The organism is Pantoea sp. C2G6, from assembly GCF_051336815.1.
Taxonomy (GTDB): Bacteria; Pseudomonadota; Gammaproteobacteria; order Enterobacterales; family Enterobacteriaceae; genus Pantoea.
Genome location: NZ_JBGMNJ010000012.1, coordinates 41,877 through 67,095 on the forward strand (window position 1 = coordinate 41,877; position 25,219 = coordinate 67,095).

Sequence of the window (25,219 nt, forward strand, 5' to 3'; positions counted from 1 at the left end):
ACGGGACAGGATCGACAAAATGAAGAATTTGCCTGGCGCGCTGCTGTTAACGCTTGCGCTGACGGTTCCGGTCTTTGCCGCCGATCCGCCACCGCCGAATCGCCCCGACGCGCTGCCCGCGGCACCCTATCTGCTGGCGGGCGCACCCACTTTCGATATGACTATCGGCCAGTTTCGCGAAAAGTATAATCTGGCCAACCCGTCGCTGATACTGCTGGAGTATCGGGCCATCGATAACCGGGGTGACAAAAGCAACCTGACGCGCGCGGCCAGCAAAATCAACGAGACCCTCTACGCCTCGACGGCGCTGGAGCCCGGAACCGGCAAAATCAAAACGCTCCAGATCACCTGGCTGCCGTTGCCCGGTCCCGATCAGAGCGCCTCTCAGCAGAAAGCGCTGGCTTACATGACCGCCCTGTTGCGCTTTTTTGTTCCGGGGCTGAACGCCGATGAGGGGCGTAAAAAGCTCGACCAACTGCTGAAAGAGGGCAAAGGTTCGCCCTACTTCGCGCATGTGGAAGGCGCGCTACGCTTTGTGGTGGCGGACAATGGCGATAAGGGGCTGACTTTCGCTGTTGAGCCGGTAAAACTGGCGCTCGCGACGCCCTGAGGGTGCGGGCAAAAATGACGAAAAGCAAAGCCATCACCCTATTTGATCTCTATACTGTCTGGCAGACAACGCTGCCAGCTGGCAGCGATTTTTCATGTATCGCGTTATGCGGAGGATAGAATGCGACATCCACTGGTTATGGGTAACTGGAAGTTGAATGGCAGCAAGCAGATGACGGCTGAGCTGATCGCGGGTCTGCGCAAAGAACTGTCTGGGGTTGAGGGTTGTGGCGTCGCCATTGCACCGCCAACCATCTATCTTGAGCAGGCAAAACACGCCATCTCCGGTAGCCACATTGCGCTGGGTGCGCAGAACGTCGACGTTAACCTCTCTGGCGCGTTTACCGGTGAAGTGTCGGCTGACATGCTGAAGGATGTCGGCGCGAAATATATCATTATCGGCCACTCAGAACGTCGCACCTACCATAAAGAGAGCGACGAGTTCATCGCGAAGAAATATGCGGTGCTGAAATCAGCAGGTCTGGTGCCGGTGCTGTGCATTGGTGAAACCGAAGCGGAAAACGAAGCGGGTAAAACCGAAGAAGTCTGCGCGCGCCAGCTGGATGCGGTACTGGAAACCCAGGGCGCAGAAGCGTTTAAAGATGCGGTTATCGCGTATGAGCCAGTCTGGGCGATCGGTACCGGTAAATCAGCGACCCCGGCGCAGGCACAGGCGGTCCATAAATTCATCCGTGATCATATCGCGAAGAAAGATGCGGCTATCGCTGAACAGGTCATCATTCAGTACGGCGGTTCCGTTAACGACAAAAATGCTGCTGAGCTGTTTACCCAGCCCGATATTGATGGCGCGCTGGTTGGCGGTGCATCCCTGAAAGCAGACGCTTTTGCGGTGATCGTTAAAGCGGCGGCGGCGGCAAAAAGCGCTTAAGCATTAACGTCCCGGTTAAAGGCGGCGCTTAAGCCGCCTTTTTTATGGGCGCGATCAGCTGACAGCGGTGATCCTGCACCTCCTCCGCCGAACCGCTATTGAGCCGCAGCCAGTCCCGCCTGATCGCCATCAGCACCAGTCGCCCGTCAGATAACGCAGCCAGGGCCAGACCATATCTGCCCATCTCTCCACGCGCCTGTGGCAGCTCACTCGCCAGACGGATAAACGCGCCCGGCTGTGACAGCCCGGCTGGCGTCACGGCACGCAGCCAGTAGCGATGGTTACGCAGCGTAACCGCCTGCCATCGGGTATCCAGCTGTGGGGTCAGTCGATCGAGCTGCTGACGCACATCGGGTCGCAGGCAGGAGAGATGAATATGGAGCTGATTCTGGGTGCGGCCATACTGCGCGTTAATCGCCAGCGACAGTACCCGATCGTCAATGGGCGCGCCCCTGCGCTGCGCCAGAAGCTGGCGTTCATGCCAGGCCAGGGCAAAGTAGTCCGGGGTCGCGGGGCGCAGCAGCTGCGGGCTTTCAATGCCGCTGATTCGGTCGAGCGGGATCAGCAGATACTGCAACGGCCCGTGAATATCTTTCAGCATCACGTAACGCTGCGTCAGATCGACGCGCTGACAGGGCGATGGCTCACCGCGCTCCCGCTGATGCGGCTCACATTTTTCGCTGACGATCTGCCACAGCGCATCGCTGTTTCTTTTGAAGTGCAGTGCCGCGGCCAGCATGCCGACAATCAGCAGCGCCAGCAGCACCGCAATCACGCTGCCTGTACGACGTTCTCCTGGCATAGCCCCGCTTCCTGAGTCGCTTCGCAGTCTGCATCCTCGCCTGGCGAAAAAAGAATGTCACGGAGAATTGTGGCAGGTTAACTCAGGGCGGGTGATTCACAACAGAGGCGCAGAGAAGAGAGGATACGCGGCCAGCGCAGCGAGGCGCTGACCGCGATGGATCAGGGTTTCATCACCTGGTCGTAGCTGCCGCCATCGGCAAAGTGCGCTTTCTGTGCCTGGGTCCAGCCGCCAAATTTATCCTGCACGGTGAACAGCTTGATCGGCGCAAAGGTAGAGGCGAATTTCTTCGCGACTTCCGCATCGCGTGGACGATAGTAGTTCTGTGCGGCGATGGTCTGCCCTTCAGGCGAGTAGAGATATTTCAGGTAGGCATCTGCGACGTTGCGCGTTCCCTTCTCATCGACCACCTTATCAACCACCGACACCGTCGGCTCAGCCAGAATAGATTCGCTCGGCGTGACAATCTCAAACTTATCTTTGCCCAGCTTGTTAACCGCCAGGTAGGCTTCATTTTCCCAGGCGATCAGCACGTCGCCGATGCCGCGCTCAACAAAGGTGTTGGTTGCGCCACGGGCACCGGAATCCTGGACTTCCACATGTTTAAACAGGGTTCTGACGTAATCCAGCGCTTTAGCCTGATCGCCGCTGTTATGATCCAGCGCCCAGCCCCAGGCAGCCAGATAGTTCCAGCGTGCGCCGCCGGAGGTTTTTGGATTCGGCGTGATGACCGAGACGCCAGGTTTAACCAGATCGTTCCAGTCATGAATGCCTTTAGGGTTCCCTTTGCGTACCAGGAAGACAATGGTCGAGGTGTAAGGGGCGGAGTTGTCCGGCAGACGCTGAAGCCAGTTTTTATCGATGCGTCCCCGCTCTGCGATGGCATCGACATCCGATTGCAGCGCCAGCGTCACCACATCCGCGCGGATACCGTTAATCACGGAGGTCGCCTGCTTGCCCGATCCACCATGCGACTGACGCACAACAACGTTGTCGCCGGTTTCCTGCTTATAGTGGGCACTGAAGGCTTTGTTGTACTGCTCGTACAGCTCGCGCGTCGGATCGTAGGATACGTTTAACAGCTGAATGTCTTTCGCCAGAACGCTGGTTGAGGCCAGCAACAGGGTAACGCCGATACTCCACTTGTTCATTACGCACTCTCCCAATGTCGTTATGGGCCCAGCGTGACATAAAGCAAAACAGAGCTAAAAGAATTAAAAATCAGCGGTTATAACTATGAGGTATATACAGGCGGGATGCCGGGGCGCACGCTGCTGCGCGCCCCGCCAGGAAATCAGTAGAGTTTTTTCGCGGTGTCGAGCCAGTCGCGTTTAAACGGACGCTTCATGTTTTCAATCGCGTCGACGATGTCGTGATGCACCATCTTCTCGTTCTGAATACCGACACAACGGCCGCCATAACCCTGCATCAGCAGCTCAATCGAGTAGGCTCCCATGCGCGAGGCCAGGATACGGTCATAGGCACAAGGCGCGCCGCCGCGCTGAATGTGGCCCAGTACGGTCGAGCGGGTTTCACGTTTGGTTTCCGCCTCAATGTAGCGCGCCAGATCGTCGATATCGCAGATATGCTCGGTAATCGCCACGATAGCGTGCTTTTTACCTTTGGCGATGCCCGCCTTGATCTCCGCCACCAGCTCTTCGCGGGTATAAGGGAACTCAGGCAGCACGATAAACTCACAGCCGCCAGCAATCGCCGCCGCCAGCGTCAGGTCGCCACAGTGGCGACCCATCACTTCAACAATCGAGATACGTTGATGGGAAGAAGAGGTGTCACGCAGGCGGTCAATCGCTTCAACCACGGTTTCGAGCGCGGTGAAATAACCGATGGTGTAATCGGTGCCCGCCACGTCATTATCGATGGTGCCAGGCAAGCCGATGCAGGGGAAACCCATTTCGGTCAGGCGCTTCGCCCCCATGTAAGAACCATCGCCGCCGATCACCACCAGCGCATCAATGCCGCGCTTTTTCATGTTTTCAATCGCCACCTGGCGCACATCTTCATTACGGAATTCCGGGAAGCGCGCCGAGCCGAGGAAGGTGCCACCGCGGTTGATCATGTCAGACACGCTGTAGCGATCAAGATTGATCATACGATCTTCGTACAAGCCCAGATAACCGTCATAGATCCCAAAAACTTCCAGTCCTTCACTCAGCGCGGAACGTACCACTCCACGAATAGCTGCGTTCATGCCTGGGGCGTCGCCGCCGCTGGTTAATACACCAATTTTCTTGATCATGACAACCTCTGGATTGTTCGAAACTAAGGGTTAATCCTGCCTGGTCTCTCGCCGCTGAGCATCATTCTTTCTTTGCGGCTGGCGCGACTCGTTATGGCAGATAGTATATCAAAGGCCTGCTGCTGAATTGATTCAGGTCAGACAACTTTTCACTATTTTTTGCAGCAATGTTAGCGTTACATCACCCATTTCATATCAATTTGATTCGTTTAGGTTAAATACCTAAAGATTGTTCTCTCTCGAACGGTACCACAGAACAGGGATCCTGATGGATAATTACGTCTGAACCGGGAAATTCTTTGCGTAACGCTTTCTCAACCTGATCGGCGATGCGATGCGCCTGCACCAGCGGCAGCTCATCTTCCAGTTCCAGATGAAGCTGAATAAATTTGGTCGGGCCGGACTGCCGGGTGCGCAGATCGTGTACCCCCTGAACCTGCGGCCACTGAGAGGCGAGCGTCAGGATATGCTGCTGCTCCGCTTCCGGCAAAGCGCGATCCAGCAGCGACTGCACCGCCTCGTAGCCCATGCGCAACGCGCTATAGAGAATAAAGACGCCAATCCCCAGCGCAAAGAGCGCATCTGCCCGGACAAAGCCATAATTGCTGAGTACCAGCGCGACCAGAATAGCACCGTTCATGATGACATCTGACTGATAATGCAGCATATCCGCCCGAATCGCCTGACTCCGGGTTTTACGCACCACCCAGCGCTGGAAAGCCACCAGAATCAGGGTGGAACTGAGCGCCACCACCGTCACCAGGATACCTACACCAGGCCCTCGCAGTACATTGGGATTCGCCAGATGCTGGAGGCCAGTGAGAAACAGGAACAGCGCCGAGCCGGAGATAAACATACTTTGTGCCAGCGCGGCCAGCGACTCCGCTTTACCGTGCCCGAAGGTATGATCATCATCTGCCGGCTGTAGCGCGTAACGCACCACCAGCAGATTAGTCAGTGACGCGGCGATGTCGACCAGCGAGTCGACCAGCGAAGCGAGCAGACTCACTGAGCCGGTGTACCACCAGGCAAAGATTTTCACGATCAGCAGGAGAGACGCAAGCGTGGTGGCGGCCAGCGCCGCGCCCTTTACCAGTCGGCCATAAGAAGGTTGCATGCCAGATTCCGTATAAGGCATCAGTGATGATGCGCACTAAAAGGAAAGAATGGCTGAAGTTTAACACCGGGAGGCGGATAGCGCTTAACCGGTCAATAAACGGCATAAGCGAACACAGGCGGGCATAGCGGGGAAAAATACAAGCCCCCGCTCCGGCAGGAGAAGGGGCAAAGTGTCATACACATCAGGGCCGGAAGTGTTTCAGACTCTGGCCTGTTGAGAGAAAGCGGTGGCAACTACTTTTTGCCGCCTTTTTTCCCTGCTTCTGATGCTTTTTCACGATCGTTTTTGAAGTTTCCGCCGCCGCTGCTCTGGCCACCTTTCTTACCGGCTTCAGACGCTTTCTGCGGATTATCTGCGAAATTACCTGAACCACCACGATGCTCTGCCATAAGTTACTCCGTTAATAGATTCATTCAGGACGACATAATGTGGTTACCGCTCCCTGAGACTTCGCAAAATCACTGAACTTCCCTGTGGCGACAGAATTAAGTGTAGAGGGTACGCCTGAAGCAGCAAGCGAAACGCGGCAGAGGCAGCTTATTGATAATTCAGTGTTTTCATTCTGACAGCATCCCATAAAGCCTGTATTTTCAACGCGCTAAAATAATGCTGCCGTCCAGCACGCTGAGCAGTGCGGCTGATGGGGCTCTGTGGGGCGAAAAGGCCGGAATCGGTGAGACAACGCTGGAAAAAATAGAGAAACGATAAAAGATGGGCGCTTTTGTTGCGCAGTGATGATTACTGTCAAAATAAAAATGGGGAAAAAAAGTTAAAAAAAACCCCGCCATCATGGCGGGGGAAGACAGGGATGGTGTCTATGGCAAGGAAAACAGGGATACTATGTTACTGGTTACTGCCGGTACTGCTCACTGCTTGCAGTGATGACGCTGACTGCAAATTCGAAAACTGTCGCAGCTCATTCAGTCGCCGCTGGTAGTTCTTTTGTAACGTGGCCTGCTGAGCGGGCGTGAGCAGCTGAAACATCTGATTCTGTACACGCGCTATCTCAACCTGCTGTTCAACCTGCACTCTGGCGATGGTTTCCGCCTTCTCGCGGATAGCCGCTTCGTTAAACTGATTTGCGGTCACCAGCTCATGGAGCGCTGCAATATCGTCAATACGGACCGCCGGACGTTCATGTCGCGCCTGTTGCATCAGGTCGCGCATCTGCTGACGTTGCTCTTCAGTCAGGTCGATGCCGTCGAACATGTGGCTTTGCGGATTTTGCGTCATACTGCCTGTCGGCAATCCAACATGATGCATCTCCTCAATCGTCGTCGCATCTTTAGCACCTGCGCTGGCGAGACCAAAAGCCATCGCTGAGGCAAGGACGACGGCGGTTAATTTGCGCATCGTTCACTCCAGTACGTTCCGTTTTGCGATTCAACAGGAGCCAGTGTACGGCGAAAGCTGCAAACATCCGTCAGGGGGTGTAAAACTACGTAAAGCGATGGATAGGTGCGCCAGGAACACGGTATTTTGCCTGCGGAGGGCTACAAAAATGAATAAAATCCTGTTGGTAGATGACGACCGCGAATTAACTTCGCTTTTAAAAGAACTGTTAGAAATGGAAGGGTTTGAAGTCGTTGTGGCCAGCGACGGTGAACAGGCGCTGAACCTGCTCGATAACTCTATTGATCTGCTGTTACTGGATGTGATGATGCCGAAGAAAAACGGTATCGACACTCTGAAAGAACTCAGACAGCAGCATCAGACCCCTGTCATCATGCTGACTGCGCGCGGAAGCGAGCTGGATCGCGTGCTGGGCCTTGAACTGGGTGCAGATGATTATCTCCCCAAACCGTTTAACGATCGCGAACTGGTGGCCCGTATCCGCGCCATTCTGCGTCGCTCTAACTGGAGTGAACAGCAGCAACAGCACGACACCAGCTCCCCCACGCTGGAGGTGGATTGTCTGCGGCTTAATCCCGGTCGTCAGGAGGCCAGCTTTGATGATGTGACGCTGGATCTCACCGGCACCGAATTCACCCTGCTCTATCTGCTGGCTCAGCATCTCGGCCAGGTGGTATCGCGTGAACATCTGAGTCAGGAAGTGCTGGGCAAACGCCTGACCCCTTTTGACCGCGCCATTGATATGCACATCTCCAATCTGCGTCGCAAGCTGCCTGAGCGTCGCGACGGTCATCCCTGGTTTAAAACCTTACGTGGCCGCGGCTATCTGATGGTCTCGGCATCATGATTGGCAGTCTGACCACCCGCATCTTCGCCATCTTCTGGTTGACCCTGGCGCTGGTGTTGATGCTGGTGCTGATGGTGCCCAAACTCGATTCACGACAGATGACCTCTCTGCTGGAGAGTGAACAGCGGCAGGGCACCATGATTGAGCAGCACGTTGAAGCGGAGCTGTCACAGGATCCGCCCAATGATCTGATGTGGTGGCGTCGCTTATTTCGTGCGGTAGAAAAGTGGGCACCGCCGGGTCAGCGGCTATTGTTAGTGACCAGCGAAGGCCGGGTGATCGGCGCGCAACACAATGAAATGCAGGTTATCCGCAATTTTATCGGCCAGTCCGACAATGCCGATCATCCGCAGAAGAAAAAATATGGGCGTGTCGAGCTGGTGGGGCCATTCGCGGTTCGGGATGGTGAAGATAACTACCAGCTTTACATGATTCGTCCCGCCAACAGTTCGCAGCTCGATTTCGTTAACCTGCTGTTTGACCGCCCTTTGCTGCTGCTTATTGTCACCATGCTGATCAGTTCACCGCTGCTGCTCTGGCTGGCGTGGAGCCTGGCCCGTCCGGCGCGCAAGCTGAAATATGCCGCCGATGAAGTGGCCAGCGGTAATCTGCGCCAGCACCCGGAACTGGAGTCGGGCCCGCAGGAGTTTCTGGCCGCCGGCTCCAGCTTCAACCAGATGGTGAGTGCGCTGGAGCGGATGATGACCGGTCAGCAACGTCTGCTGTCGGACATCAGTCATGAACTCCGCACCCCGCTGACCCGTCTGCAACTGGCGACGGCTCTGCTGCGTCGGCGGCAGGGCGAGGGCAAGGAATTAGAGCGTATTGAGACGGAAGCACAGCGGCTGGACGGCATGATCAACGACCTGCTGGTGCTGTCACGCACCCAGCATAAAAACGCGCTGGTCAGCGAAGCCATGAAGGCGAATCAGCTGTGGAATGGGGTGCTGGAAGATGCCCGCTTCGAAGCCGAGCAGATGGGCAAGAAGATGGATATTCCCTATCCACCCGGTCCCTGGCCGCTCTATGGCAATCCTCACGCGCTGGAGAGTGCGCTGGAAAATATCGTGCGCAATGCGCTGCGCTATTCACACAGCCACATCAGCGTCAGCTTCTCAGTCGATATTTCCGGTATCACGGTGCACGTTGACGATGATGGTCCTGGCGTCAGCCCGGAAGATCGTGAACAGATTTTCCGTCCGTTTTATCGCACCGATGAAGCGCGCGATCGCGAGTCAGGCGGCACCGGGCTCGGCCTGGCGATTGTCGAAACCGCCGTGCAGCAACATCGTGGCTGGGTAAAAGCTGACGATAGCCCACTGGGTGGCCTGCGTCTGACGCTCTGGCTGCCGCTCTACTCCTCCAGCCGTCAATAATTTGTTATGCTTCGGCCCCTGTTATCGGGGGCCTTATGCTTAACATCGTCTTGTTTGAACCAGAAATCCCGCCTAATACCGGCAATATCATTCGCCTGTGCGCCAACACCGGCTTTCAGCTCCATCTGATCCAGCCGCTCGGCTTCGCCTGGGATGATAAGCGCCTGCGCCGCGCCGGTCTGGATTACCATGAGTTTACCGCCATCAGGTTCCATGCCGACTATCCGACCTTTCTGGCCGCAGAGTCGCCTGAACGCCTGTTCGCCCTGACCACCAAAGGGACGCCTGCGCACAGCGCCGTGCACTATCAAGCGGGCGATTATCTGCTGTTTGGACCGGAGAGTCGGGGACTGCCTGCGGAGATACTGGCCGCCTTACCGGCACAGCAGAAGATCCGCATCCCGATGCGGGCGGAAAGCCGCAGCATGAACCTGTCGAACGCGGTCTCGGTAGTGGTGTATGAGGCGTGGCGCCAGCTGGATTACGCCGGCGCGCTGCTTAGAGACTAGATGCCGTCGCCAAACTGGAAACCGGCCAGACTGCCATTGAAGTGCTGATCCATATCCATGGATGGTTTCTCGCTGCCGGGCTTACCGACGATGCGCGCCGGTACGCCTGCGGCGGTGGTGTGTGGCGGAATGGGCTGTAGCACCACGGAACCGGCGCCAATCTTGGCTCCCTTGCCCACTTCAATATTGCCGAGGATTTTCGCACCGGCACCAATCATCACGCCTTCGCGGATTTTCGGATGGCGGTCACCGCTGGTTTTGCCGGTCCCCCCCAATGTGACTGATTGCAGAATCGAGACATCGTTCTCTACTACGGCGGTTTCACCAATCACAATGCCTGTCGCATGATCGAGCATGATACCATGCCCGATATTGGCCGCCGGATGAATATCGACCGCAAACGAGACGGAGATTTCGTTCTGCAAATAAACCGCCAGTGCGCGCCGGCCTTCATTCCACAGCCAGTGGCCGATACGGAATGCCTGTAAAGCGTGAAAGCCTTTGAGATAGAGCAGCGGCGTGGAGTATTTGTCGACCGCCGGATCGCGCTGACGCACCGCCTGAATGTCGTAAGCCGCCGAGACGATCATCGACGGATCTTCACGGTAAGCCTCTTCTACGATTTCACGGATGGCGATGGCGGGCATAATCGGGTTAGCGAGCTTGTTAGCCAGCATATAACTCAGCGCGCTACCAAGATTTTCATGCTTGAGCAATGTCGCGTGGAAGAAGCTGGCCAGCATCGGCTCACAATCAGCCAGGGCGCGCGCTTCTGCTTTGATATTATTCCAGACCAGTTCTAACTCATCAGACGACATTGCTGTTTTCTCCCGATAAAAAAAGCGCCTGAATGGGCGCTACAGGTGATAAGGCTTCGCGTCCTGCGTTAGCCAGTGCTGTTTTCGTCCTTCCTTGTTCGTCCCAGCAGGCTCAATGCTGCATCTCTCGCCGGTTTTTCGCAATACAGCACCTGATAAATCTGCTCGGTAATCGGCATTTCCACGCCGACTCGTGCAGCCAGGGCTTTGACTTCTTTGGTGTTTCTGTAACCCTCTACAACTTGTCCGATAATGCGTTGCGCGCTATCAACATCCTCGCCCTGGCCCAGCATCATGCCAAAACGACGGTTACGCGACTGATTATCGGTACAGGTCAGCACCAGATCGCCCAGACCCGCCATCCCCATAAAGGTGGTGGGATCGGCCCCCAGCGCGGCACCCAGCCGGCTCATCTCCGCCAGTCCCCGGGTGATGAGAGCGGTTCGGGCGTTGGCACCAAAACCAATCCCGTCAGAGATGCCGGCACCGATGGCAATGACGTTTTTCACCGCACCACCCAGCTGGACACCAATGAAATCGGGATTGTTATAGACGCGGAAACTTTTGCCGCAGTGCAGCTTCTGTTGCAGATCCTCAGCGAACGTCGGATCGGTGGCCGCCAGCGCAATCGCGGTGGGCAAGCCTGCCGCCAGCTCTTTGGCAAAGGTCGGACCGGAGATCACTGCCAGCGGAATCGCATCGCCGACAATTTCCCGCGCCACATCCTGGAGCAGACGGCCGGTCTCTTTTTCCAGCCCTTTGGTGGCCCAGACCAGGCGGGAGTCCGCCCGCAGATGAGGCTTGATCTGTTGCAGCACATCGCCAAATACATGGCTCGGCACCACGATCAGCAGGTCGCGGCTGGCCGTGATGGTTTTTGCCAGATCGGGTTCAAGGGAGAGATTGTCAGGAAACGGCACGTCGGGGAGAAAAGCGGTGTTGCAGCGGTCGGTCTGAAGTTGCGCCAGATGCGCCGGGTTATGTCCCCACAACAGGACCGGATGGCCGTTACGGGCTAGCGTAATCGCCAGAGCGGTGCCGTAAGAGCCGGCACCGATGACGCTAATCGAAGCGTGAGTGGTCATCAGGCATCCTGATGTTGTTCAGCACCTTCTTCACCCTGTTGCTGCTGTAAGTAGTTCATGAACAGCGCATCAAAGTTAACCGGTGCCAGGTTCAGCTGCGGGAAGGTACCACGTGAAACCAGGCTGGTAATGCATTCGCGTGCGTACGGGAACAGGATATTCGGGCAGTATGCGCCCAGGCAATGCGCCATCTGCGTTCCTTCGATACCGCTGATGGTGAAAATACCGGCCTGCTGCACTTCGCACAGGAAAGCGGTCTCTTCACCTACAGTCGCGGTTACAGTCACACGAAGTACCACTTCGTAAACTTCGTCAGCCAGTTGAGAAGATGCAGTGTCCAGATCCAGTTTGACCTCTGGCTCCCACTCTTTCTGGAAAACCTGCGGGGCATTAGGCGCTTCAAAAGAGATGTCTTTGGTGAAGACACGCTGAATCTGGAACTGCATTTCGTTGGTGTTGTGTTCTGACATGTGACCAGGTCCTATGTGTGAGATTGTCCGACGTAAACTTACGCCTGTAGTAAGGGATCTAAACCTTCGCGATTATCCAGTGCGAATAGGTCATCGCAGCCGCCAATGTGCTGCGCATCAATGAAAATCTGAGGCACAGTAGTGCGACCGCTGCGCTTAATCATCTCTTCGCGTTTCGCCATATCGCCATCAATCGGGATCTCCTGGAACGATACGCCTTTTTGCGTTAACAGCGCCTTCGCCCGATGGCAGTAAGGGCACGTCGCTTTGGTGTACATTTCAACATTTGCCATGATGAGCACCTCTGTAAGATTATTTACCGCGGACTAACGGCAGATTTTCACCGCTCCAGCCGCTGATACCATCCTTGAGTACGGAAACCTGGGTAAAGCCGGCAGCGCTGAGCTGCGCGGCAGGCTCAGCCGCACTTTGTCCGGTGGCACAGACCACAATAACCGGCTGTGCTTTATGTTTTTCCAGCTCGCCCAGGTTGCCTTTTTTGATTTCAGCGGCTGCCACATTCAGCGCACCTGAAATATGTCCCCGGCGGAAATCATCACGCGAACGCACGTCTACTACTACCGCGTCCTCTTTGTTAATCAGGCGGGTTGCTTCACCGCGGCTGATGGTTTTTATCTTAGAGAACATTCCTTTAACGGTAGTCACAATCACCAGAATGAGTAAAACGACCCATGCCAGACTCAGGATGGGGTGATTGCTTGCAAACTGCATAATTTCTTGCATGAGGGGTAACGACTCCAGACCGGGCTAATAAGCTAAAACAAGGATTCTGAGTATACCTGCGCCACTTCGCATGTACAGACGCTAAGCGGCCAGAGTAACGATTTGTGCGTCATTTTCCAAAAAAAGTGGCTGAATGGCAAAATTGGCGTAAGGCTTAGAGAATATCACCGGAACAGCAGACATAACTGGTAAAGCAAATGCCGGTGGGGATCACTGGTAAGCGGCGGTTCATCGTGGAATAATCATTGGCCTATGAAGGGAAAAACAACCGTTTCGCACACAAGGACCCGTCCCAACGGCGATAACCTGCCGTTGTTCACACCGTTGTCCAGCCTCTCCCTTAGCCTGCTCTGCGCGGGCGCACTGTTATTGCCGGTCATTACACAGGCGGCCGAAGACAGTAAATCGCAGCTGCAATCTATACAGCAGAACATTGCTGAAAAAGAAAAAAGCGTCAAAGCCCAGAAGCTCCAGCGCAGCAAACTACTGGACCAGTTACAGAGTCAGGAAAAGGTGATCGCTCAGGCGAGCCGCCAGCTGCGTGACACCCGCAATAGTCTCACCGCGCTGGATAATGAAATTAAACAGCTCGCCACCTCGATTGCCCGGCTTGAAAAGCAGCAGGCGCGGCAGGAAAACCTGCTTTCGCAGCAGCTTGACGCGGCGTTTCGTCAGGGTCAGCACAACGGCATTCAACTGCTGATGGGCGGTGAGGAGAGCCAGCGCAGCGAGCGTATTCTGGCCTATTTTGGCTACCTGAATGATGCTCGCCAGAAAAGCATCGACGCGCTGCAACAGACGCGCCAGACGTTAGATCAGCAACGGAGTTCGCTTGAGCAGAAGCAACAGCAGCAGAAGGAGTTACTGACTCAGCAGCAGGGCCAGCAGCAGAAACTGCAACAGGCGAGCGCCGCCCGGAAGAAAACCCTGTCTGCACTGGAGAGTGCGCTGGAAAAAGATCAGGCCGATCTGGTTGAGATGCGGCAGAACGAAAGCCGCTTGCAGAATAAAATCGCCCGGGCGGAACGGGAGGCGCGTGAGCGGGCGGCCCGCGAAGCGCGTGAAGCGGAAAAAGTGCGTCAGCGTCAGGCGCAGGCGAAAGCCAAAGGGTCAAGCTATCAGCCAACCCAAAGCGAACGTGAACTGGTTGCGCGAACCGGCGGCTTAGGTCGCGCGGGCGGCCAGGCGCTGTGGCCGGTACGGGGTCGCATTGAGCATCGCTTTGGCGAACAGTTGCAGGGTGAGCTGCGCTGGAAAGGCCTGGTGATTGACGCCCGTGAAGGCACCGAGGTGAAGGCGATTGCCGATGGCCGGGTATTGATGGCCGACTGGCTTCAGGGCTACGGTCTGGTGGTGGTGCTGGAGCACGGTAAAGGCGATATGAGCCTCTATGGCTACAACCAGAGTGCGCTGGTAAGCGTGGGTGCGCAGGTCAAGGCAGGACAGCCGATTGCGCTGGTCGGCACCAGTGGCGGCCGTGGCACGCCGTCGCTCTATTTTGAAATCCGACGCCAGGGCCAGGCGGTCAACCCACTGCCGTGGTTAGGAAAATAAGTGTTGTTGCAACTGCGAAAACTCCCCCTTCTTTTCAGTGCGCTGCTGCTCAGCTACGCGGCGCAGGCCGGTAAACTGGCGATTGTCATCGACGATGTCGGCTATCGCCCCACCGAAGAAAATAAAGTCCTGCAAATGCCGCAGGCGATCTCAGTGGCGGTGCTGCCTAACGCCCCCCATGCGCACGAAATGGCGACCAAAGCGCATCAGGGCGGTCACGAAGTGCTGATCCATCTGCCTATGGCTCCGCTGAGTAAACAGCCACTGGAAAAAGATACCTTAACGCCAGAGATGAGCGGCGAGGAGGTGGCGCGCATTATGCGTAACGCGGTGAACAACGTGCCTTATGCGGTGGGTCTCAATAATCATATGGGCAGCCGGATGACCTCGAGTTTGCCGGGAATGCAGAAGGTGATGCAGGCGCTGAATCACTACCATCTTTACTTTCTTGATAGCATGACCATCGCGAACAGCCAGGCGGTTCCGGCGGCGCAGGGTACCCAGGTCAGAGTGTTAAAACGTCGCGTGTTTCTTGATGACAGCCAGGATATTAACGCCATCCGCCAGCAGTTCAGCCGGGCGGTGAAGCTGGCGCAGCGTGATGGTTACGCCATCGCGATTGGTCATCCCCATCCTAATACCGTGCGGGTGCTGCAACAGATGCTCCCCTCACTTCCGGCCGACATCACGCTGGTCCGTCCCAGTCAGCTGCTGAATGAATCGCTACGCGGTGGAACCCGGACGCCGGTCGCTCCGGCAAAACCGGTGACGCCGCACTTCCAGCCGCCCGGTCTCTGTAAGCCTCAGCGGCCGCTGACGCCGGTTCCTGCCACACGCGCCCTGACGGTGGTGAGTGACAGCGTGAGCCAAAGTCCGCTGTTTATAACGCTGAAGAGCTTGTTCTGAATTTGCCTGGAATGCTAAGTATTCAGCTTAGCGTTCAATTATGCTCAGAAATTACTATAATCCCCGGTCGGGCCATGGGTGCTGTGCAGGAATAGTGAGACGGATGACGATTGATAAACAAAAAATCCTGCTGCTGGACAACGGCAGAGAGTGGGGCGGCGGCACCAACAGCATGCTGGAACTGCTGAAGCGAATTGATCGTCAGAAATTTGATATCACCTGCTGCTTCTACCACAACTACAGCCGGGGCAACGGCGAAACCATTGAATCCATGCTGGACACGCTGGCTATTCCGGTCTTTTTTATTCCGCAGATCAAACCGCCGCGCCGGGCGAAGATAGTGAAAGAAGTGGCGCGTGCCCTGCTGTTTTTCAATAAAAAGCTCAAAAAGCGCGTTATTGACCTGATTGATGTGCGCTGGCGGGTCATGCCCAACGCCAGCAAAATCAACTCACTGCTGCAATTAGGTAAATTTGACACGCTCTACATGAATAATCAGCCCAGCACCAATGTTGAAGGGTATCTGGCTGCGCGTGGCCTTGGGGTCGCGGTGGTGCAGCACTGCCGTATCGATCCCTTGCTGGAGCCGCGGCTGGTAAAGATGGTGAATCAGGATTGCCAGGCGGTCATCGCGGTGTCGCAGGGGGTGAATGCCACCCTACTCCATCATGGTGTTGATGCGGATCGCTGCTTCACGGTCGCCAATGCGATTGATATTAACCAGCCGCTGCCTGACCGTAATGAGGTGCGCCAGCGCTTTAAACTGGCTCCCACCACCTTTGTGTTTGGCTCTATCGGCTCACTGATCCTGCGTAAATCTAATCACCATATCTTGCAGGCGCTGGGCCGCTTTAAACGCGCCAATCCCGACGCAGACTGGAAGCTGGTGATTGTTGGCGCGGGACCGGAACTCCAGCATCTGCTGCATCTCGCCAGCGCCGAAGATATTCAGAATCATGTGGTCTTTACCGGCTTCCAGAACAACGCGCTCGATTACCTCACCGCCTTTGATACCTTTATTCTCGCCTCGCGCAGTGAAGGTCTGCCACGGGTGGTGCTTGAGGCGATGCTGGTAAACACCGCCGTCGTGGGGTCACGGGTAGTCGGGACTGCCGAATTGATCAGTCATAATGAAACCGGATTGCTGTTTGATTACGGCAATGTGGTGCAGCTGACCCAGCAGCTGACCGCGCTGTGGCAGGATGCGGGTTTACGTCAGCGACTGATCAATGCGGCAGCAAAGCGCGTGCGTGAGCACTACGCGATTGAAAACTATGTCAGCGGCGTCGAGAATATTTTACAGCGCGCCGTCAGAGAAAAACCCCATGCTTAATTTTTTGAATCCCCGCTATCGCCACATCCGTGCGCGCCATAACCTGCCCTACACGCAGAAAGAGGTTCAGGGCAGCGTGCCGGTGACCTCTGTGGTTATCCCCTGCACCGGGGCGGACTACATTGAAGAAGCGACGCTCAGCGCCGATTTTGCGGCCCGCTTTGCAACACAGGTCGAGGAGATTGTGATTGTCAGCGATCAGCCTGCCGCCGCCTTTGGCAGCCTGCCAGCCAGAACCCGCGTTGCCACGCTGGATGTGCCGCAGCGCGACGGGAATTATCGCTACAAACAAATTTATCGCAGTCGTTTGATCAAATTGCAGGCTCCGTTACAGGCGCAAGGTGACGGCATTCTGATGATCGATTCCGATCTCAATCTGCTTAAGATGCCTGAGATCATGATGAAGCCGGGCCATCTCTACTCCAGCTTTCGTCAGGGAAAAATGATTGCCAAGCTGGAGGGTGCGCCGGAAGAGGCGATCCCCGCCTACTACCCGCACAGCATCCGGCCCCGGCTGGTGGATCATGTTAATGGTGCTTACCTGGCCGCGACCCGCCAGGTCTGGCAGCGTATTTCGCCGCTGTGGCTGACGCTGTTTAATGACACCTGGCATTTAATGAACGACAGCCAGCCGCCTACCGATCAGCTGCCGCTCGCGGTGCTGCTCGACATGCTGGATCTTAAAACCGTCAACCTTGGCGAATGGGCCAACTGGCCGGTCTCGAAGAAAATAGGCGGCCAGTCGGCAGTGATCCCGCCGGAGGTGGTGGGCGCGCATGGCGGCTTTCCCCTGTCGGAGTGGCAGAAATATCTGGCCGACCCGCAGCAGCCGCTGAACTTCAAAGGTCAGGATTACACCCGCAAGGTGCGCTATCTGACCGATGAAGAGAAGAAGCAGGGATAAGCACGCGGCCGCCCCGGCGGCCGGTTTTTCAATCCCAGCTCAGTATCACTTTCCCCGACCGTCCTGAACGCATCTCATCAAAGCCCTGCTGGAAATCATCAATCCCGAAGCGATGGGTAATCACCGGCGTTAAGTCGAGGCCGGACTGGATCAGCGCCGCCATTTTGTACCAGGTTTCAAACATCTCCCGGCCATAGATCCCTTTAATAAACAGCCCTTTGAAGATCACCAGATTCCAGTCGATCGCCATTTCACCGGGCGGGATGCCCAGCAGCGCGATGCGCCCGCCATGATTCATCACCTCCAGCAACGCGCGGAAAGCAGGCGGCGCACCGGACATCTCCAGCCCGACATCAAATCCTTCCGTCATTCCCAGCGACTGCATCACCTGCCGCAGATCCTCATTCGCCACATTGACCGCCCGGGTGACGCCCATTTTTCGCGCCAGTGCCAGCCGGTAGTCGTTGATGTCGGTGATCACCACGTTACGCGCACCAACGTGACGGCAGACCGCGGCGGCCATTATCCCTATCGGACCGGCGCCGGAGATCAGCACATCTTCGCCCACCAGATCGAACGAGAGCGCGGTGTGCACCGCATTACCGAAGGGATCAAAAATCGCCGCCAGCTCGTCAGAAATGTTGTCAGGGATTTTGAAGGCATTGAAGGCCGGGATCACCAGATACTCCGCAAAGCAGCCCTGACGATTAACGCCGACCCCGACGCTGTTACGGCACAGATGCGTTCGTCCGGCGCGGCAGTTGCGGCAATGGCCGCAGGTGATGTGGCCTTCGCCCGACACCCGATCACCAATACTAAAACCTTTTACTTCCTGCCCTATCGCGACCACCTCCCCCACATACTCATGTCCGACAATCATCGGCACCGGAATGGTTTTGCGCGACCAGTCATCCCAGTTATAGATATGGACATCGGTGCCGCAGATGGCGGTTTTGCGGATCTTAATCAGCAGATCGTTGTGACCCGGCTCAGGAACCGGGGCATCGGTCACCATCCAGATGCCCGCTTCCTTCTTCAGTTTGGCGAGTGCTTTCATGACAGGCTCCTCAGGCGATGACGCCCAGCTGTTTGCCGATACGGGTAAAGGCCGCCACCGCGCGCTCCAGCTGTTGCTGGGTGTGCGCCGCGGAGATCTGGGTACGAATGCGCGCCTGGCCTTTTGGCACCACCGGATAGAAGAAGCCGGTGACGTAGATACCTTCCTGTTGCAGCAGCCGGGCAAACTCCTGGGCGACGCTGGCTTCACCCAGCATCACCGGAATAATCGCGTGATCGGCACCGGCCAGCGTAAAGCCGGCCGCCGTCATCTGCTCACGAAAGTAACGGGCGTTGTCCCACAGACGCTGACGCAGCCCGTCGCCTTCGCTGAGCAGATCCAGCACCCGCAGCGAGGCGGCCACAATCGCCGGGGCCAGCGAGTTGGAGAACAGATAGGGACGGGAACGCTGGCGCAGCCACTCCACCACTTCGGCTTTTGCCGCGGTGTAGCCACCCGAGGCGCCGCCCAGCGCTTTGCCCAGCGTGCCGGTGATAATGTCGACCCGACCCATCACGTCGCAATATTCATGGGTTCCGCGTCCGGTGTGACCGACAAATCCCACCGCATGGGAATCATCCACCATCACCAGCGCCGAGAACTCATCGGCCAGATCGCAGATAGCCGGCAGGTTGGCGATCACGCCATCCATTGAGAAGACGCCATCCGTCGCGATCAGAATATGACGCGCGCCCTTGTCCCGCGCTTCCTGCAAACAGGCCCGCAGCTGATCCATATCGTTATTGGCGTAGCGATAGCGCTGCGCTTTGCACAGCCGGACGCCATCGATGATCGAGGCGTGGTTCAGCGCATCAGAGATAATGGCATCCTGCGCATCCAGCAGTGTTTCAAACAGGCCGCCATTGGCGTCGTAACAGGAGGAGTAAAGAATGGCATCTTCCATGCCGAGAAAGTCCGCCAGCCGCTGTTCCAGCTGCTTATGGCTATCCTGGGTGCCGCAGATAAAACGCACCGACGCCATGCCAAAACCATGCGAATCCATGCCCGCTTTCGCCGCCGCAATCAGGGCCGGGTGATTGGCTAAGCCTAAGTAGTTATTGGCGCAAAAGTTGATGACGACCGGATCACTGCCGACCGCAATCTCCGTCTGCTGAGCAGAGGTGATCACCCGCTCCTGTTTAAACAGTCCTTCCTGACGCGCGGTGTCGAGTTGCTGACGAAGTTGTTGATAAAATTGCGCAGGCATCATTGCTCTCCTCAGATGGCAGAAATCTGGCATATCTTACTGAACAGACCGCCTCATCACGATAAATCGCCCAACAGAATGTCATTTTTGCAGCATAGTTCACGCCATGCCGCTTTTCGCGTGCAGGGTTACAGAGTCATCTGGCTGTCTGCACCCGGCTGAAATGTTATGATGTGAGGTATTCGTGTGTGAAACCTCCTGTTTCACCCCACAACCTTGAAGGTAACAACATGATTATCGTAACTGGCGGCGCAGGAATGATTGGCAGCAACATCGTCAAAGCGCTGAACGATCGCGGTCACACCGACATACTGGTGGTGGATAATCTGAAGGATGGCACCAAATTCGCCAATTTAGCCGACCTGGATATTGTCGATTACATGGACAAAGAAGAGTTCATGATGAGCGTGATGGCGGGCGATGATCTGGGCCCGATCGAAGCGGTGTTCCATCAGGGCGCGTGCTCCTCCACCACCGAGTGGGATGGCAAGTACATGATGGAGAACAACTATCAGTACTCCAAAGAGCTGCTGCACTTCTGTCTTGAACGCGAAATTCCGTTCCTCTACGCCTCTTCCGCTGCCACCTACGGTGGACGCAACGAGAACTTTATTGAAGAGCGTCAGTATGAGCAGCCGCTTAACGTCTATGGCTACTCCAAGATGCTGTTTGACCACTATGTCCGCCAGATGCTGCCGGAAGCGAACTCGCCAGTGTGCGGTTTCCGCTACTTCAACGTCTATGGACCGCGTGAAGGCCACAAAGGCAGCATGGCCAGCGTTGCCTTCCATCTGAACACGCAGATCAGCAACGATGAGAATCCAAAACTGTTTGAAGGCAGCGATGGCTTTAAACGTGATTTCATCCACGTCGATGATGTGGCCGCGGTGAACCTCTGGTGCTGGGAAAATGGCGTCTCCGGCATCTATAACTGCGGTACCGGCCGCGCCGAATCTTTCCAGGAAGTGGCCGACGCGGTGCTGAAGTTCCATCAGAAGGGGCAGATTGAGTACATCCCGTTCCCGGAAAAACTCAAAGGCCGCTATCAGGCTTACACCCAGGCCGATCTCACCCGGTTACGCGCCGCAGGCTACGACAAGCCGTTTAAAACCGTGGCGCAGGGCGTTGCTGAATATATGGCCTGGCTGAACCGTAACGCATAAAGGAAGCTGCTCCGGCGATGAAAATTCTGGTAATCGGCCCGTCGTGGGTCGGCGATATGATGATGTCGCAAAGTCTCTATCGCACGCTCAGGGCGGAGCATCCCGATGCGGTGATCGATGTGATGGCACCCGCATGGTGCCGTCCGCTGCTCTCCCGCATGCCGGAGGTGAATCAGGCGCTGGCGATGCCGCTGGGTCACGGCGCGCTGGCAATCGGCGAGCGTCGCCGGTTGGGTAAAGCGCTGCGCGCCAGCCACTATGACCGGGCTTATGTGCTGCCTAACTCGTTTAAGTCAGCGCTGGTGCCTTTCTTTGCCGGGATCAAACGCCGCGTCGGCTGGCGTGGTGAGATGCGCTATGGCCTGCTCAACGATCTGCGGGTGCTGGATAAAGCCGCGTTTCCGCTGATGGTGGAACGTTACGTGGCGCTGGGCTACGACACGCCGGTTGCCTCAGCGGCGCAGCTTCCCCAGCCGCTGCTCTGGCCAGAATTGCAGGTTGAAGAGCAGGAGAAGATTGAAACAGCGGCACAGTTTCAGCTCACGGCGACCCGTCCGATCGTCGGCTTTTGTCCGGGAGCTGAATTTGGCCCGGCCAAACGCTGGCCGCACTATCATTATGCGACGCTGGCCGGTCAGCTGATTGCCGACGGCTTCCAGATTGTGTTGTTTGGCTCCGCCAAAGATCGTCCCACCGGCGAAGAGATTATCGCCGCGCTGCCGGAAGAGGCCCGTGGTTACTGCCGTAATCTGGCCGGTGAAACCCAGCTGGAACAGGCGGTGATCCTGCTGGCGCAATGCCGTGCCGTGGTCAGCAACGACTCCGGCCTGATGCACATTGCCGCCGCGCTGGATCGCCCGCTGGTCGCGCTCTATGGCCCGAGCAGTCCTGACTTCACGCCGCCGCTGGCGCGACAGGTGCGGATTATTCGTCTGATTACCGGCTATCACAAAGTCCGTAAAGGCGATGCGGAACAGGGCTATCACCAGAGTCTGATCGACATTCAGCCTGAACAGGTCCGGCAGGCGCTGAGCGAACTGCTGGCGTCACAGGAGGTGCCATGCACGTCCTGATTGTTAAAACCTCCTCAATGGGCGATGTGCTGCACGCGCTCCCCGCCCTGACCGATGCGATGCAGGCTATTCCCGGCATCCGTTTCGACTGGGTGGTTGAAGAGAATTTCGCGCAGATCCCTGGCTGGCATCCCGCCGTCGATAAGGTGCTGCCGGTGGCGATCCGCCGCTGGCGTAAGCACTGGTTTGGCAGCAAACAGCGTGAAGAGCGCGTGCTGTTTAAGCGCGCGTTACAGTCGCGTGAGTACGATGTGGTGATTGATGCGCAGGGACTGATCAAAAGTGCCGCGCTGGTGACACGCCTGTCGAAAGGGGTGAAGCATGGTCAGGATAGCCGCAGCGCGCGCGAGCCGTTTGCCAGCTGGTGGTATGACGTCCGCCATGAAGTCAGCAAGCAGCAGCACGCGGTGGAGCGGACGCGCGAGCTGTTCGCCAAAAGCCTGGGCTATGAAAAGCCGCAGACCCAGGGCGACTACGCCATTGCCGGCCATTTCCTGCATCATCTCTCTGACGACGCTCAGCGCTATCTGGTGTTTCTCCACGCTACCACGCGGGATAATAAGCACTGGCCAGAGTCGCACTGGCGGCAGCTGATCGCGTGGGTGCAGCCCACCGGCCTGCGGGTCAAGCTGCCCTGGGGAGCGGAGCATGAACATCAACGCGCCCGACGACTTGCTGAAGGCTTTGAGCATGTCGAGGTGCTGCCTAAGCTGTCGCTGGAGGCGATAGCGCAGCAGCTGGCCGGAGCGCGGGCGGTGGTGTCGGTGGATACCGGGTTAAGTCATCTGACCGCGGCGCTGGATCGCCCCAATATCACCCTCTATGGCCCGACCGACCCCGGCCTGATTGGGGGTTACGGGCAGAATCAGCAGGCGCTGAGCGCACCGAATCATAATCTGGCGGAACTCACTGCCGACCAGGTGGCAGAAAAATTGCGGGCCGTTATTACGGAACAGACACCATGAATTATGTGTTGATCTACCTGCTGCTGGTGCCGTTCCGGGCCCTGATGCGGCTGTTTTACCGGCCGACCGGCCGCAATCTGGTGATCCAGACGGCGAAAATTGGGGATTTCATCAATATCACCCCGATGCTGCGCGCGCTGGGCCAGAGCGAACTGCTAATCAGTAAAGCGGTCGAGCCGCTGGTGCGTCATGATGACACGGTCAGCCGCTATTTCCTGATTGAAGAGGCGAAGCGCAGCTTCTTCGCCAAAATCAGACTCGCCTTCACCCTGATGAACCGCTATGACAACGTCTATCTGGTGCAGCCGAACAGCGTAAACCTGTTCTTTGCCGCGCTATGCAACGCCCCGAACAGAGCGTTTCTGCGCACCTATGTGCGCAAATCCTATCACGCGACCTTTTATCGCCGGGCCAGCGGTATTGTCGATCACGCCAAAACGGATTTGACCCTCGACAGCTATCTGAAGCTGATCAATCGCGACTATCGTTACACCGATTTTCCCAAACACGCCACTTCGCCACTCTGGGTGCCGCCTGCGCCACCCGCCGCCCTGCTAAACCCGCGCAGCGGCATCAAAATAGGCATCAGTATTTCAGCCGGTAACCGGGCAAAAACCATTCCGGCCAGCGTCTGGCAGCAGCTGATGGCGGCGCTGGCCGATCTGCCCTGCACCTTTTATGTTTTTGGTCCGCCGGCAGAGCAGGCGTGGCTGGATGAGTTACTGAAGCTGACCGGCCCAAAAGAAAATATCGTCAGCCTGATTGGTGAGCTTAAACTGGAAGAGGTGCCCTGGGCTATCGCGCAGATGGATTGCTATATCTCATCCGACTCCGGCAACGCCTATATTGCCGACGCACAGCAGGTGCCGGTGATTATGCTTTATGGGCCCTGTGAAGTCAGAGAGCAGCGTCCGGTCAATAACGTTTTGTTTATCGGACCGGATAATATTCCTGCGTCGACATTTGTTTTCGCCACGCGCTTTCAGTTTGATCAGCCAGCTGAAATATTATTTGGGCTGGATCACGATAAACTGACTAGAATACAAAAGTTTATTACTCATAACCTGGAATAGTGAAGCGTAATGGCAATTACCCCTGTTGCTGATGCCGTTCAGCAGAGTCAGCTCCTGGTCAACACGCTTGCCGATACGGATGATAATCCGGTCCACGTTGCGTTTGGCATCAACCACGCCTATGCGCGTGGTCTGGGCATTACGTTGTTTTCACTGCTTACGCACCATCCGGCCACCGCTTTCCACGCCCATATCTTTTCCGATTCGCTTCACCAGGAGGATGTGGAAAGGCTGCGTTCGCTGGCCGCGGGTCATCGTCTGGCGATCACACTGCATATCTTCAACAGCGCGTGGGTTGATCAACTGCCTGCGGTCGGACGCTATCCAAAGAGTATTCACTACCGCTTTCTGATCCCTGAAACCGTGGCGCACTACAGCGACAGAGTGATCTATATTGACGCCGATACGCTGGTGGTCGGGGATTACTCTCCCCTGTTCAGCCTGGATATTGCGGATTACACCCTGTGCGCCTGTAATGACACGCCGCGCGCGCGGCAGAATCAGTGCGCAAAACTGGGGCTGAAGCGTCATAACTATTTCAACTCCGGTTTTATGCTGATTAATATTCCGCGCTGGATCGCCAGCCAGACCACGGCGCGTATTACAGAAGTGTTAGTGACACGCGGCGCAGAGTTTGGTTTTCCCGATCAGGATGCGCTGAATATTGTGCTGGAGGATGAGGTACTGATCCTGCCGGACCGCTATAACCATATTTATGACATCATCGCGAATAAAGTCTGGCATCGCTTCCGTGTGCCAGCGGATACCGTGATGATCCACTACACCGGTAAATGCAAACCCTGGCATGCCTGGGGCGGCAGCGATCTCTCTCTGCTCTATTACGACTATTACCAGCGTTCCCCCTGGGCGTCACAGCCGCTGGATTTACCGAAGCATTACAAAGAGATGAAGCGGTTTGCACGGATTAAGTGGCATCAGAAACAGTATGCGGAAAGCGTGAACTGGATGATGAGTTATGTCAGGCTCAAGTTTTTTAATTAGCCACGCGAGCGCTTTATTCGCCGGACCTCATGCCACAGGCGCAGCGGGTTAACGTCTGACCCTGCTATTGCGTCTCCGCTTCAGGCGTGGCGGCTGTTAATCA

27 protein-coding genes are annotated in these 25,219 nt (G+C 56.4%); 14 read left to right on the top strand and 13 right to left on the bottom strand.

The genetic code is table 11. The features are described 5' to 3' along the window. Nucleotides 1-19: 19 nt before the first annotated feature. Nucleotides 20-610 (top strand): DUF1454 family protein, encoded by a 591-nt coding sequence (locus tag ACCW71_RS15400; RefSeq protein ID WP_436372833.1) that lies wholly within the window; start codon nucleotides 20-22, stop codon nucleotides 608-610. 120 nt (nucleotides 611-730) lie between these two features. After that, nucleotides 731-1,498, top strand: coding sequence for a triose-phosphate isomerase (gene tpiA / locus ACCW71_RS15405; protein WP_436372836.1), 768 nt, complete (start codon nucleotides 731-733; stop codon nucleotides 1,496-1,498). Nucleotides 1,499-1,526: 28 nt separating this feature from the next. Here the strand turns inward: tpiA and ACCW71_RS15410 are convergent, their stop codons facing one another. The 6 genes from ACCW71_RS15410 to cpxP all read right to left on the bottom strand — a co-directional run bounded on the left by ACCW71_RS15410 (nucleotide 1,527) and on the right by cpxP (nucleotide 7,030). Continuing rightward, complete coding sequence (locus ACCW71_RS15410; RefSeq protein WP_436372838.1) at nucleotides 1,527-2,300, bottom strand: CDP-diacylglycerol diphosphatase; 774 nt, start codon at nucleotides 2,298-2,300, stop codon at nucleotides 1,527-1,529. A 161-nt stretch (nucleotides 2,301-2,461) separates the two neighbouring features. After that, nucleotides 2,462-3,451: a sulfate ABC transporter substrate-binding protein gene (locus tag ACCW71_RS15415; RefSeq protein WP_436372841.1), complete on the bottom strand. Its 990-nt coding sequence runs from the start codon at nucleotides 3,449-3,451 to the stop codon at nucleotides 2,462-2,464. Between the two features lie 143 nt (nucleotides 3,452-3,594). Then, entirely contained in the window at nucleotides 3,595-4,557 is a 963-nt protein-coding gene (gene pfkA / locus ACCW71_RS15420; protein ID WP_436372844.1) for a 6-phosphofructokinase, read from the bottom strand. A gap of 214 nt (nucleotides 4,558-4,771) precedes the next feature. Next, on the bottom strand, nucleotides 4,772-5,674 hold the full coding sequence (gene fieF / locus ACCW71_RS15425) for a CDF family cation-efflux transporter FieF (protein ID WP_436372847.1): 903 nt from the start codon (nucleotides 5,672-5,674) through the stop codon (nucleotides 4,772-4,774). A gap of 236 nt (nucleotides 5,675-5,910) precedes the next feature. After that, complete coding sequence (locus tag ACCW71_RS15430) at nucleotides 5,911-6,066, bottom strand: general stress protein (RefSeq protein WP_010258211.1); 156 nt, start codon at nucleotides 6,064-6,066, stop codon at nucleotides 5,911-5,913. A 454-nt stretch (nucleotides 6,067-6,520) separates the two neighbouring features. Further along, entirely contained in the window at nucleotides 6,521-7,030 is a 510-nt protein-coding gene (cpxP, locus tag ACCW71_RS15435; protein ID WP_436372849.1) for a cell-envelope stress modulator CpxP, read from the bottom strand. A 148-nt stretch (nucleotides 7,031-7,178) separates the two neighbouring features. Here cpxP and cpxR point away from each other — a divergent pair, with 148 nt between their 5' ends. Genes cpxR through trmL form a run of 3 tightly spaced genes read left to right on the top strand, consistent with a single transcriptional unit; the run spans nucleotide 7,179 to nucleotide 9,762 of the window. Next, nucleotides 7,179-7,877 (top strand): envelope stress response regulator transcription factor CpxR, encoded by a 699-nt coding sequence (gene cpxR / locus ACCW71_RS15440; protein ID WP_436372851.1) that lies wholly within the window; start codon nucleotides 7,179-7,181, stop codon nucleotides 7,875-7,877. Continuing rightward, on the top strand, nucleotides 7,874-9,253 hold the full coding sequence (gene cpxA, locus ACCW71_RS15445) for an envelope stress sensor histidine kinase CpxA (RefSeq protein ID WP_436372854.1): 1,380 nt from the start codon (nucleotides 7,874-7,876) through the stop codon (nucleotides 9,251-9,253). Before cpxR ends, cpxA begins: the two co-directional genes overlap by 4 nt. Before the next feature lie 35 nt (nucleotides 9,254-9,288). After that, nucleotides 9,289-9,762 carry a tRNA (uridine(34)/cytosine(34)/5-carboxymethylaminomethyluridine(34)-2'-O)-methyltransferase TrmL gene (gene trmL / locus ACCW71_RS15450; protein WP_436372857.1) on the top strand — a complete coding sequence of 158 codons (474 nt, stop codon included), beginning with the start codon at nucleotides 9,289-9,291 and terminating at the stop codon, nucleotides 9,760-9,762. On the opposite strand, the gene cysE is transcribed toward trmL, so the two are convergent. From cysE to ACCW71_RS15475, 5 genes are all read right to left on the bottom strand, one after another. Further along, the gene (cysE, locus tag ACCW71_RS15455; protein WP_436372859.1) at nucleotides 9,759-10,580 is read right to left on the bottom strand and encodes a serine O-acetyltransferase; all 822 of its coding nucleotides are present in this window, start codon (nucleotides 10,578-10,580) and stop codon (nucleotides 9,759-9,761) included. The two genes, trmL and cysE, sit on opposite strands and share 4 nt — an antisense overlap. A gap of 68 nt (nucleotides 10,581-10,648) precedes the next feature. Next, nucleotides 10,649-11,665 (bottom strand): NAD(P)H-dependent glycerol-3-phosphate dehydrogenase, encoded by a 1,017-nt coding sequence (gene gpsA, locus ACCW71_RS15460; RefSeq protein WP_436372862.1) that lies wholly within the window; start codon nucleotides 11,663-11,665, stop codon nucleotides 10,649-10,651. Next, nucleotides 11,665-12,135, bottom strand: coding sequence for a protein-export chaperone SecB (gene secB, locus ACCW71_RS15465; protein ID WP_436372864.1), 471 nt, complete (start codon nucleotides 12,133-12,135; stop codon nucleotides 11,665-11,667). The genes gpsA and secB overlap by 1 nt, the downstream gene beginning before the upstream one ends. A gap of 38 nt (nucleotides 12,136-12,173) precedes the next feature. Next, the gene (grxC, locus tag ACCW71_RS15470; RefSeq protein WP_008926942.1) at nucleotides 12,174-12,428 is read right to left on the bottom strand and encodes a glutaredoxin 3; all 255 of its coding nucleotides are present in this window, start codon (nucleotides 12,426-12,428) and stop codon (nucleotides 12,174-12,176) included. A 19-nt stretch (nucleotides 12,429-12,447) separates the two neighbouring features. Next, entirely contained in the window at nucleotides 12,448-12,879 is a 432-nt protein-coding gene (locus ACCW71_RS15475; protein WP_436372866.1) for a rhodanese-like domain-containing protein, read from the bottom strand. Nucleotides 12,880-13,131: 252 nt separating this feature from the next. Here ACCW71_RS15475 and envC point away from each other — a divergent pair, with 252 nt between their 5' ends. The 4 genes from envC to ACCW71_RS15495 all read left to right on the top strand — a co-directional run bounded on the left by envC (nucleotide 13,132) and on the right by ACCW71_RS15495 (nucleotide 17,576). Further along, nucleotides 13,132-14,433: a murein hydrolase activator EnvC gene (gene envC, locus ACCW71_RS15480; protein WP_436372869.1), complete on the top strand. Its 1,302-nt coding sequence runs from the start codon at nucleotides 13,132-13,134 to the stop codon at nucleotides 14,431-14,433. Nucleotides 14,434-14,436: 3 nt separating this feature from the next. Next, entirely contained in the window at nucleotides 14,437-15,339 is a 903-nt protein-coding gene (locus ACCW71_RS15485; RefSeq protein WP_436373016.1) for a divergent polysaccharide deacetylase family protein, read from the top strand. A gap of 103 nt (nucleotides 15,340-15,442) precedes the next feature. Then, nucleotides 15,443-16,672, top strand: coding sequence for a glycosyltransferase (locus ACCW71_RS15490; protein ID WP_436372871.1), 1,230 nt, complete (start codon nucleotides 15,443-15,445; stop codon nucleotides 16,670-16,672). Continuing rightward, nucleotides 16,665-17,576, top strand: coding sequence for a hypothetical protein (locus ACCW71_RS15495; protein WP_436372872.1), 912 nt, complete (start codon nucleotides 16,665-16,667; stop codon nucleotides 17,574-17,576). Before ACCW71_RS15490 ends, ACCW71_RS15495 begins: the two co-directional genes overlap by 8 nt. A 28-nt stretch (nucleotides 17,577-17,604) precedes the next feature. Here ACCW71_RS15495 and tdh read toward each other — a convergent pair whose 3' ends face one another. Continuing rightward, nucleotides 17,605-18,633, bottom strand: a complete 1,029-nt coding sequence (gene tdh / locus ACCW71_RS15500; protein WP_436372875.1) for an L-threonine 3-dehydrogenase — start codon at nucleotides 18,631-18,633, stop codon at nucleotides 17,605-17,607. Nucleotides 18,634-18,643: 10 nt separating this feature from the next. After that, the gene (locus ACCW71_RS15505) at nucleotides 18,644-19,840 is read right to left on the bottom strand and encodes a glycine C-acetyltransferase (RefSeq protein ID WP_436373019.1); all 1,197 of its coding nucleotides are present in this window, start codon (nucleotides 19,838-19,840) and stop codon (nucleotides 18,644-18,646) included. A 230-nt stretch (nucleotides 19,841-20,070) separates the two neighbouring features. Here ACCW71_RS15505 and rfaD point away from each other — a divergent pair, with 230 nt between their 5' ends. From rfaD to ACCW71_RS15530, 5 genes are read left to right on the top strand one after another with little or no spacing between them, the layout of a single operon-like run. Continuing rightward, on the top strand, nucleotides 20,071-21,003 hold the full coding sequence (gene rfaD, locus ACCW71_RS15510) for an ADP-glyceromanno-heptose 6-epimerase (protein ID WP_436372878.1): 933 nt from the start codon (nucleotides 20,071-20,073) through the stop codon (nucleotides 21,001-21,003). A gap of 17 nt (nucleotides 21,004-21,020) precedes the next feature. Then, entirely contained in the window at nucleotides 21,021-22,076 is a 1,056-nt protein-coding gene (gene rfaF, locus ACCW71_RS15515) for an ADP-heptose--LPS heptosyltransferase RfaF (RefSeq protein WP_436372879.1), read from the top strand. Next, nucleotides 22,064-23,041 carry a lipopolysaccharide heptosyltransferase RfaC gene (gene rfaC / locus ACCW71_RS15520; RefSeq protein WP_436372882.1) on the top strand — a complete coding sequence of 326 codons (978 nt, stop codon included), beginning with the start codon at nucleotides 22,064-22,066 and terminating at the stop codon, nucleotides 23,039-23,041. The genes rfaF and rfaC overlap by 13 nt, the downstream gene beginning before the upstream one ends. Continuing rightward, entirely contained in the window at nucleotides 23,038-24,114 is a 1,077-nt protein-coding gene (locus ACCW71_RS15525; protein WP_436372884.1) for a glycosyltransferase family 9 protein, read from the top strand. The genes rfaC and ACCW71_RS15525 overlap by 4 nt, the downstream gene beginning before the upstream one ends. Nucleotides 24,115-24,123: 9 nt before the next feature. After that, entirely contained in the window at nucleotides 24,124-25,116 is a 993-nt protein-coding gene (locus ACCW71_RS15530; RefSeq protein ID WP_436372887.1) for a glycosyltransferase family 8 protein, read from the top strand. The last annotated feature ends 103 nt before the right edge of the window (nucleotides 25,117-25,219 follow it).

Coding starts and splice junctions, on each gene's coding strand:
- pfkA (WP_436372844.1), bottom strand. CDS start 4,557: ATGATCAAGAAAATTGGTGTATTAACCAGCGGCGGCGACGCCCCAGGC.
- rfaF (WP_436372879.1), top strand. CDS start 21,021: ATGAAAATTCTGGTAATCGGCCCGTCGTGGGTCGGCGATATGATGATG.
- secB (WP_436372864.1), bottom strand. CDS start 12,135: ATGTCAGAACACAACACCAACGAAATGCAGTTCCAGATTCAGCGTGTC.
- ACCW71_RS15410 (WP_436372838.1), bottom strand. CDS start 2,300: ATGCCAGGAGAACGTCGTACAGGCAGCGTGATTGCGGTGCTGCTGGCG.
- trmL (WP_436372857.1), top strand. CDS start 9,289: ATGCTTAACATCGTCTTGTTTGAACCAGAAATCCCGCCTAATACCGGC.
- cysE (WP_436372859.1), bottom strand. CDS start 10,580: ATGTCGTCTGATGAGTTAGAACTGGTCTGGAATAATATCAAAGCAGAA.
- ACCW71_RS15475 (WP_436372866.1), bottom strand. CDS start 12,879: ATGCAAGAAATTATGCAGTTTGCAAGCAATCACCCCATCCTGAGTCTG.
- cpxP (WP_436372849.1), bottom strand. CDS start 7,030: ATGCGCAAATTAACCGCCGTCGTCCTTGCCTCAGCGATGGCTTTTGGT.
- ACCW71_RS15490 (WP_436372871.1), top strand. CDS start 15,443: ATGACGATTGATAAACAAAAAATCCTGCTGCTGGACAACGGCAGAGAG.
- cpxR (WP_436372851.1), top strand. CDS start 7,179: ATGAATAAAATCCTGTTGGTAGATGACGACCGCGAATTAACTTCGCTT.
- ACCW71_RS15415 (WP_436372841.1), bottom strand. CDS start 3,451: ATGAACAAGTGGAGTATCGGCGTTACCCTGTTGCTGGCCTCAACCAGC.
- ACCW71_RS15495 (WP_436372872.1), top strand. CDS start 16,665: ATGCTTAATTTTTTGAATCCCCGCTATCGCCACATCCGTGCGCGCCAT.
- ACCW71_RS15530 (WP_436372887.1), top strand. CDS start 24,124: ATGGCAATTACCCCTGTTGCTGATGCCGTTCAGCAGAGTCAGCTCCTG.
- grxC (WP_008926942.1), bottom strand. CDS start 12,428: ATGGCAAATGTTGAAATGTACACCAAAGCGACGTGCCCTTACTGCCAT.
- ACCW71_RS15505 (WP_436373019.1), bottom strand. CDS start 19,840: ATGCCTGCGCAATTTTATCAACAACTTCGTCAGCAACTCGACACCGCG.
- gpsA (WP_436372862.1), bottom strand. CDS start 11,665: ATGACCACTCACGCTTCGATTAGCGTCATCGGTGCCGGCTCTTACGGC.
- fieF (WP_436372847.1), bottom strand. CDS start 5,674: ATGCAACCTTCTTATGGCCGACTGGTAAAGGGCGCGGCGCTGGCCGCC.
- ACCW71_RS15400 (WP_436372833.1), top strand. CDS start 20: ATGAAGAATTTGCCTGGCGCGCTGCTGTTAACGCTTGCGCTGACGGTT.
- envC (WP_436372869.1), top strand. CDS start 13,132: ATGAAGGGAAAAACAACCGTTTCGCACACAAGGACCCGTCCCAACGGC.
- cpxA (WP_436372854.1), top strand. CDS start 7,874: ATGATTGGCAGTCTGACCACCCGCATCTTCGCCATCTTCTGGTTGACC.
- ACCW71_RS15525 (WP_436372884.1), top strand. CDS start 23,038: ATGAATTATGTGTTGATCTACCTGCTGCTGGTGCCGTTCCGGGCCCTG.
- rfaC (WP_436372882.1), top strand. CDS start 22,064: ATGCACGTCCTGATTGTTAAAACCTCCTCAATGGGCGATGTGCTGCAC.
- tpiA (WP_436372836.1), top strand. CDS start 731: ATGCGACATCCACTGGTTATGGGTAACTGGAAGTTGAATGGCAGCAAG.
- rfaD (WP_436372878.1), top strand. CDS start 20,071: ATGATTATCGTAACTGGCGGCGCAGGAATGATTGGCAGCAACATCGTC.
- tdh (WP_436372875.1), bottom strand. CDS start 18,633: ATGAAAGCACTCGCCAAACTGAAGAAGGAAGCGGGCATCTGGATGGTG.
- ACCW71_RS15430 (WP_010258211.1), bottom strand. CDS start 6,066: ATGGCAGAGCATCGTGGTGGTTCAGGTAATTTCGCAGATAATCCGCAG.